The organism is Terrilactibacillus laevilacticus, assembly GCF_006517395.1.
In the GTDB taxonomy this organism is placed as follows: Bacteria; Bacillota; Bacilli; order Bacillales; family Sporolactobacillaceae; genus Terrilactibacillus; species Terrilactibacillus laevilacticus.
In genome coordinates this window covers 1-7790 of the sequence record NZ_VDCY01000031.1, presented here as the reverse complement: position 1 = coordinate 7790, position 7790 = coordinate 1, and the positions used below count along the sequence as shown (strand labels likewise).

At 33.1% G+C, this 7790-nt stretch carries 5 protein-coding genes and 3 pseudogenes; 5 read left to right on the top strand and 3 right to left on the bottom strand.

What is annotated here, in order from left to right; translation table 11 throughout:
* A partial coding sequence (locus FG390_RS15565) for an IS110 family transposase (protein ID WP_141191929.1) occupies positions 1-609 on the bottom strand: 609 nt, incomplete at its 3' end.
* Positions 610-741: 132 nt separating this feature from the next.
* On the opposite strand from FG390_RS15565, the gene FG390_RS16150 reads away from it, so the two are divergent.
* The 5 genes and pseudogenes from FG390_RS16150 (at position 742) to istB (ending at position 6735) form a co-directional block, all read left to right on the top strand.
* Positions 742-1152, top strand: coding sequence for a helix-turn-helix domain-containing protein (locus tag FG390_RS16150; RefSeq protein ID WP_258311696.1), 411 nt, complete (start codon positions 742-744; stop codon positions 1150-1152).
* Positions 1127-1744, top strand: a complete 618-nt coding sequence (locus tag FG390_RS16145; protein WP_309147224.1) for an ImmA/IrrE family metallo-endopeptidase — start codon at positions 1127-1129, stop codon at positions 1742-1744. Before FG390_RS16150 ends, FG390_RS16145 begins: the two co-directional genes overlap by 26 nt.
* Before the next feature lie 196 nt (positions 1745-1940).
* Positions 1941-4430, top strand: coding sequence for a DEAD/DEAH box helicase family protein (locus FG390_RS15555; protein WP_141191928.1), 2490 nt, complete (start codon positions 1941-1943; stop codon positions 4428-4430).
* A gap of 282 nt (positions 4431-4712) precedes the next feature.
* Positions 4713-5994, top strand: a pseudogene (gene istA / locus FG390_RS15550) (IS21 family transposase).
* Positions 5987-6735 (top strand): annotated as a pseudogene (istB, locus tag FG390_RS15545) (IS21-like element helper ATPase IstB). Before istA ends, istB begins: the two co-directional pseudogenes overlap by 8 nt.
* Before the next feature lie 51 nt (positions 6736-6786).
* Here the strand turns inward: istB and FG390_RS15540 are convergent.
* The gene (locus tag FG390_RS15540) at positions 6787-7191 is read right to left on the bottom strand and encodes a hypothetical protein (protein ID WP_141191927.1); all 405 of its coding nucleotides are present in this window, start codon (positions 7189-7191) and stop codon (positions 6787-6789) included.
* Positions 7192-7525: 334 nt separating this feature from the next.
* Positions 7526-7790 (bottom strand): annotated as a pseudogene (locus tag FG390_RS15900) (IS110 family transposase); the annotation flags it as partial.

Sequence of the window (7790 nt, the reverse complement as noted above, 5' to 3'; positions counted from 1 at the left end):
TTTACCATTCTCCCACACACTTTTCCCTTGAAATTCTCTAAAGACATGATCTAAGTGCATCCGAATAAGGTTTTGAGTAGCTGTTCGCTCTTGGACCAATGTTCGCCGTGCTCGGGTGAGTTTTTGTAATGTATTAATTTGTCCCGAAGGGAGTTCGTTAGATGTTCCTCTACCATTAATCAAAGATTGTACAATCGCCATTAAATCTAAATTATCCGTCTTTGACCAGTTAAGTAAGGCTTGACGTTCTTGTGCTGTAGTTGCCGCATTAACAATTCGAACATGGTAACCTTCTTGATGGCAGTTTCGTACAAGGTCTTCATAATAATGTCCTGTTGTCTCAATGCCCACGACGACAGCCCTAAATCCATGCCGTTCCACTTCTTTATTCACGTTTTTTTTAATCTTGTCTAAGCCCGTTAAAGAAGCATCAAATTCAAAAGGTTTCACTAAAACATCCCCGTAAAATGTACAAAGAATGGCTTTGTGAGTAAACTTAGCTGCATCAATGGCAACCATTAAAATACGATCTGTACCTGTGTCTCTAACAAATTGTGCCCATCGACTTCCATTTTTACCTTGAATATGATTGAATAATGAATGTACCATCGTTTTCACTCCTTGTGCTGAGGTTTAAGTAATTGGAAGTTCTGTGATAGGTCCTTCTATTTTACTATGAAAACGGTGGTCTTTCTTTTAATTTTGATCTATTTACTACACTAGGCACCTATATTAAAGCAAATGGTTTCAAAATATGAAAGTGGAAAGAGTGAACCAAGTTTCGAAAAATATCTACAGTTAATTGATATATTAGGGTACCCACGTGAATTTTTCTATACGGCTGATATACACATTATTGAAAATGAAGGAACTTTTTTTAGATCTAGGTTAACAGCAACCCAGAAGTCTAAGGAGCCTGCCTCCATTGCACTAAAATATTCAGTTATTGTACGGGGTTTTTTGGAACAATATATTGATTTCCCTGTTTTACATAACAGAGAAATTTATGAAGATAAAGATGATCCTGAAGAAATTGCCATTAGTATCCGCCAGTCAATGAATTTAGGGTTAGAACCAATTCATGACATTATTGAAGTTGCCGAATTAATGGGCTTCACAGTTATTAATATGGAGTATCATTACTACAGGTGAGTCAGGTTCGTTTTATAGACAACAATTTAGTATTGCTCATGAAATAGGTCACTGGGTTCTCCATCAAAATATTAATCCTCAAGAATTAGATAAAGACGAGTATAAGATCATGGAGGATGAGGCTAATAGAATTGCATCAATATTTCTTTTGCCAAAAGAGTCCTTTGGAGAAGAATTAAGGTCTAAAATAGTAGATGAAATAGACACATACTATAATTTGAAGCGAAGATGGAATGTTTCAATAGCAGCTATGATTAAGCGAGCTAGAGATTTGAATATAATTTCTATTGATCAAGAAGTGAAATTATTTAAACAAATGCATTATAGAAAATGGAGGAATCCAAAGCCATTTGATGTAGAAACAAAAGTAACTCTACCTGTTGCATTAAAACAATCCTTAGAATTGTTAATTGATGAAAATATCTTACAAGGACATGAAATACCGTTGAAGATTGCTGAGCAATATAATCTTTATCTTACACCAAAAATGTTAGCAATGATTTGTGGAGTCGAACCAGCATTGTTTAATGATAATACTCAATCTAAAATTGTCTTGAAAATTAAAGATTTTAAACAAAAGCAAAGTAGCTAATTAATTATGACATGAAACATTATTTATCTTTTAGAGTGCGAAAATTACCATATTATCGCACTCTTTTAGTTACCGTTAAATAAGGCAACCTTCCTCGTAAGTTGTACATTATTTATAATTAACCTTATATTTCCTTTTGCCATGGTACAATAGTATTAAATAAGAATCATATTGATAGATTTTAAGGGGGATAAGAATGTTTATTGATTTTGGAAAGTTAAATGGTAATAATTCAGTGGATACAGTATTAGATCCTAGGGAAATATTTGATGTATTGCCTGAAAAAGACGAAAAATATGAAGAGTATTTAAGGGATGTCCAAACTGAAGTTTTGAATAAATGGTATAACGAAAATAAAGATAAAAAAGATGTTATAGTCAAAATGAATACTGGAAGTGGTAAAACAGTTGTTGGGCTATTAATATTAAAGAGTTGCCTTAATGAAAAAAAAGGCCCTGCAGTTTACGTTGTTCCTGATCCTTACTTAGTTAAACAAGTAATAGAGGAAGCAAAGTGCTTAGGGATAGAAGTCACAGAAAGAACAGATGATCCAAGCTTTTTAAAAGGTGAGTCAATACTAGTTATTAATATCTTTAAATTAATTAACGGCAAATCAGTTTTTGGAGTAGAACAAATTGATATTCATATTGGTAGCATTATTATTGATGATGCACACGCTTGCTTAGATATTGCTGAAACTCAATTCTCGATTAATATACCAAGTGAAACAAGTGTTTATAAGGAACTACTAAACTTATTTAGAGAAAGCCTTAAACAACAGTCCGAGGTAGGTTTAATGGAGCTTGAAGCTGGTGACCCAAATGCAAATAGGATTGTTCCTTTTTGGACTTGGAATGAAAAAAAGAGCGATATTATAAGACTTTTACATAGTAATAAAGACAGCAATGAAGAAAATTTAAAATCTCTGAAATTTGGGTGGCCACTATTAAAAAACAACATAGAGTTATGTAACTGTGTCATAGGTAGTGATAGCATTGAAATATCACCAAAGTTTTTACCCATACATAATATTCCGAGTTTCCAAAATGCACAAAGAAGAATATTTATGAGTGCAACCATTTCGGATGATACTGTTTTAGTTTCACATTTTAATATTAATCAAACTACTATTAATCAGTCTATTACACCAAATAGTTCAAATGATATCGGTGAGAGAATGATAATTATTCCTCAAGAATTAAATACAGAAATAAGTGATGTTCACCTAAAGTCTTTTTATAAAGACCTTTCTTGTAAACATAATGTAGTCATTATAGTTCCTTCTAATTACAGAGCAAGGTTTTGGGAAGACGTAGCAGATAAAATATTAAATTCGAGAAATTTATATAGTGGTGTTGCAGAATTGAAAAATGGTCATGTTGGTTTGGTAGTTGTAATTAATAAATATGATGGAATTGACTTACCAAAAACTGCCTGTAGTGTTCTGGTAATAGATGGTTTACCTGATGTTAGAAGGAAAATTGATAAAATAGAACAAGGGGCATTACAAGGTAGTGATTTACTTCTTAATGGTACTATACAGAAAATTGAACAAGGCATGGGAAGAGGAATTCGTTCGAAGGATGACTATTGTGTAGTATTTCTAATGGGAAGGTCACTAGTAAGTCACTTATACGTATATGGAGCAATAGATAAATTTACTTCAGCTACTAGTAAACAAATAGAGCTTTCATCGCAATTATCTAAACAATTAAGAGGGAAAAGCCTTGAAGACCTTAGAGAAGTAATTAATTACTCTTTAGAGAGAAATAAAGAGTGGATAAAAACCTCAAGAGGTGCATTGGTTAAAGTAAAATATGATTCTAGTGTCCGATTTGGTGAAACAACTGTACTAGAAAGAACTGCCTATAATAATGCCTTAAACAAAAATTATAGAGAAGCTACTAGAATAATGTTAGAAGCAGTAAATAAAGAAGAAAATAATATCATAAGAGGGTTTTTAAAACAAAAACTTTCGGAATACTTACATTTCTATGACCCTGTAGAAGCACAGCAAACATTAATGTCTGCTGTTAATGATAATAGCCAAGTAGTTCACCCTATTGAAGGCATTCAATACAATAAATTACTGCCTAGCGACACTTCACAAGCACAAGGACTAGTGAATTTCATTAGAAGTAGGTTTAGTGATCCAAATAAATATATTTTGTTTGTAAATAAATTAATTGATCAATTGATTTTCTTACCTAATACAGCCAATGTTTTTGAACAAGCATTTATGGATTTGGCCTATGTTATAGGGTTTACGGGACAAAGACCTGAAAAGGAATTTAAAAAGGGACCAGATAATCTATGGTCTATTGGCAATTCTGAATATTATGTCGTTGAGTGCAAGAATGGTGCTATTGCTGAGCAAATTAGTAAGCATGATTGTAACCAGTTAAATGGTTCAATTAACTGGTTTCTAGAAAGATATGACGAATCAAATACATTGGTCCCTATAATGATTCATAAGTCAAATAAATTTGAGTTTGCAGCATCACCTCATAAAAATATAAGAATAATTAATGAATCATCTTTAAATCAGCTTAAAACAAATTTAAGTGAACTGGCGAAAGGGGTAACAGCAAATTTAAATGACATTAATAAAGTAGATGATTTGCTAAAAACTTATAACTTTACACCAGAGAATTTTATTACCAAATACACAATAGAATACAAATAACCGTTTGTTTATAATACAAACAAAACTAGGACAAAAGTAAAGCCTTTGTTAGCTATTTAAAATCCCGTTCATTTTATAAGAGCGGGATTTTAATATTACTATAGATCCTGAAAAGCTAAAGGTAGAATAATCAAATACATGAAGGACGGTGATAAAAAGTGGGAAATAGTAATAAAGTAATAGATATAAATATAAATGATAAATTAGCAATGTACATAAATGATTGTTTAAGGATGTACAGTTTGGCTGGATTAATTGCATAATAGTCTAGAGGTGATGATGATGCATATACCAGTCAATCTAAATACAAACATTGAGATTAAAAGACTCATAGATTCACCAAAATTAAAACTATTAATGGAGAGCTTAAAAATGAAGATAAATAAAAGCCGATTAGCTCGAGACATGGGCGTTGATCGAAGAACAATTGATAGATATCTCAACGGTGATCATCCAACAACATCTAGAAAGCGATCGTCCAAAATTGATGATTACTATGACGTTATATCGTTATTGTTATCTGATGAATCAAAACAAATCTTTTACTACAAGAGGGTTTTATGGCAGTACTTAAAAGATAATCACGGCTTAGATTGTGCACAATCTACGTTTAGAGCCTATATTTCTAAAAAGCCTGAATTTAACAGTTACTTTGTTTCAGACAAACGGAAAAAATCAAATGAACCTGTGATCCGTTATGAAACACCACCAGCTGAACAAGCCCAATTGGATTGGAAAGAGAACATTCGCTATTTAACCAAAGACGGTGATGTTTTATATGTGAATGTGGGTGTCTTACTGCTTTCTTATTCAAGGTTCCGAGCCTTTCATTTATCCATTTCCAAATCTCAAAGTGTTTTATTATCGTTTCTTATAGAGAGTTTTGAAGCGTTTGGTGGGGTCCCAAAATGTATAGTGACAGATAACATGAAAACAGTCATGGATGAGCCGAGAACAACCTATCAAAAAGGAAAGGTGAATGAACGTTTTTATCAATTCGCCAAAGATTGTGGATTTAATGTCCATCCATGCCTAGCAGGACGACCGAGAACAAAGGGTAAAGTGGAAACACCGATGAAATATATTGATGAAATTCATGCTTATCAAGGTCAATTTAATTATGAAGAACTTCATCAGTTTGTCCAAAGACTCTGTCAACCATAGTTATCATCAAGGAACAGGAAAAGTTCCAATTCTGGCATATAAAAAAGAAAAAAACCTCTTATCGCCTTTACCGAATAAACGAATAAGAGATTTCTATAAAATTGATCATCACCTTGTGAAAGTGAACACATCTAATATGATCACTTATAAGTCTAACCAATATTCAGTGCCCGCTGGATACATCGGAAAAACCGTCGGTTTACAAGTTTATGATAACCATATATATGTTTATTATAACACGGAATGTATTACAGAACACGTCATTAGTCAACTGAAAATTAACTATAGGAGAGATCACTACATCGAGACACTAACAACAAGTCTTCCTCATACTGAAAATATTGAAGAGATGGCTAAGAAAAATTTAGAGGCCATTGACGAGGCGTATAAAAATGAATAGTAGTTATGTCAAACTCATACAGAATTTAGAGTATCTAAAGTTGAAACAAATGATGGTTCATCTTGATGAAACGATTGATTTTATGACAAAAAATGAACTCTCTTTTGTCGAGACATTGATTAAATTAACAGATTATGAAATTGATATGAGAGAAGTCAATATGGTGAGGTCAATGGTAAAGGTAGGAGCTTTCCCTCATCAAAAAGAAATTAAAGACTTTGATTTCGATTTTCAACCATCGATAACAAACAACAGATATTGGACTTTACTACATTACGCTTTCTTGAATTAAAAGAAAACATCGTTTTCTTAGGTACGAGTGGTGTAGGGAAAACGCATTTAGCCACCTCCATTGGCATCGCGGCTGCCAAAAAAAGAACAAGTACGTATTTCATTAAATGTCATGATTTAATTCTTAATCTGAAGAGAGCGAAGCTCGAAAACCGACTGGAAAATCGATTAAAACATTACGCAAAATATAAACTGCTTATTATTGATGAGATCGGTTATTTACCGATAGATGAAGATGAGGCTAAACTATTTTTCCAACTCATTGATTTAAGATATGAAAAGAAAAGTACCATATTAACAACAAACGCAAGTTTCAAATCGTGGGGTGAAATCTTTCAGGATCCAAAGCTCGCAAATGCAATACTAGATCGAATCCTCCACCATGCCACAGTTGTTAATATCATTGGTGACTCATATCGTTTGAAAGATCATCTTGATAAAGAAAAGTAACAAATTTGTACATTCTTAAACGATCAAAAGTGTACATTTATATATTGACATTTATAGATACTTTTCTTCCCGGCTAATAATAGTCGATAATTCTCTCTGTTCATCTGCGGTTATTTTCAGTAACTCGATAATTTTGTTGTTTGTATAGTTGTAACCATTAGCCTTAAAGCACTTTTCGCGGGTACGCAGGATTGCTTCTTCGTCATGAAGGTTCTCCCATGCCTTTTCGGCACTCTTAGTAGCTTGAATTACTTCCTCGTCATCTAAAGGTAACAAAAAAGTATCATTGAAACTCAAGGTATCTTCTAGAGCTTCCTTAGAATCGGATTTATAGCAGCATGTCCAGTAACGATATAAGAAGCAAGTTATTTCACGAATACATATCCGCATGCCTGTCACCGCTCGAAATTTGGTGAATGTTGTCGAAGTGCCAGCGTATAATGGTAAATAAGTCAAGGGTTAAATTCCCTTAAAAAAGACCGACCTTAACTAAAACTCTCAATTCCATTTTTTTGAAAAGTACAACTCTCACAGAACAGGATAAAGAACGTCTCTAGAACGTGAAAAGGATCTTGGATTTTCATCCTACAGGGATACCACCTAGCAAGTATAAACTTAAATTTTCACGTATTATTCGTATTTGTAGGACAAGATCCATTTCGCTGACACTCGAGGTCATACGCCTCAGGCACGATGAAACAATGTGATCTAACGTCCTAGGGACGTTCTTATTATTAAAATCAAAAGCTTTACATTTCCAACTATTTGTTCACTAATTAATCTACATTTTTTAAGCTGATGGACAGATTGTTGATAATAAGGTATATCGATCGTAAAATCTTTTGACGCTGTGCTTGTGCAACTTCTTTTTCAATTCATTTAACAACACATAGTCTTCCCGACTGGTCTGATACAATGTTTGATTTCGTATCATGGCAAAAGCTAGACGGATCATACGATTTCCTAAAGCGACATAGGCCTGGCGAGGATGTTTTCCACGCTCTTTTAATTCGAGATATCTCTTTTTCATTTCTGGATTATTTATAGCTAGAGAC

Excerpts from the sequence above, each read along its gene's own strand:
- FG390_RS15555 (WP_141191928.1), top strand. The coding sequence starts at position 1,941 with ATGTTTATTGATTTTGGAAAGTTAAATGGTAATAATTCAGTGGATACA.
- FG390_RS16150 (WP_258311696.1), top strand. The coding sequence starts at position 742 with ATGGTTTCAAAATATGAAAGTGGAAAGAGTGAACCAAGTTTCGAAAAA.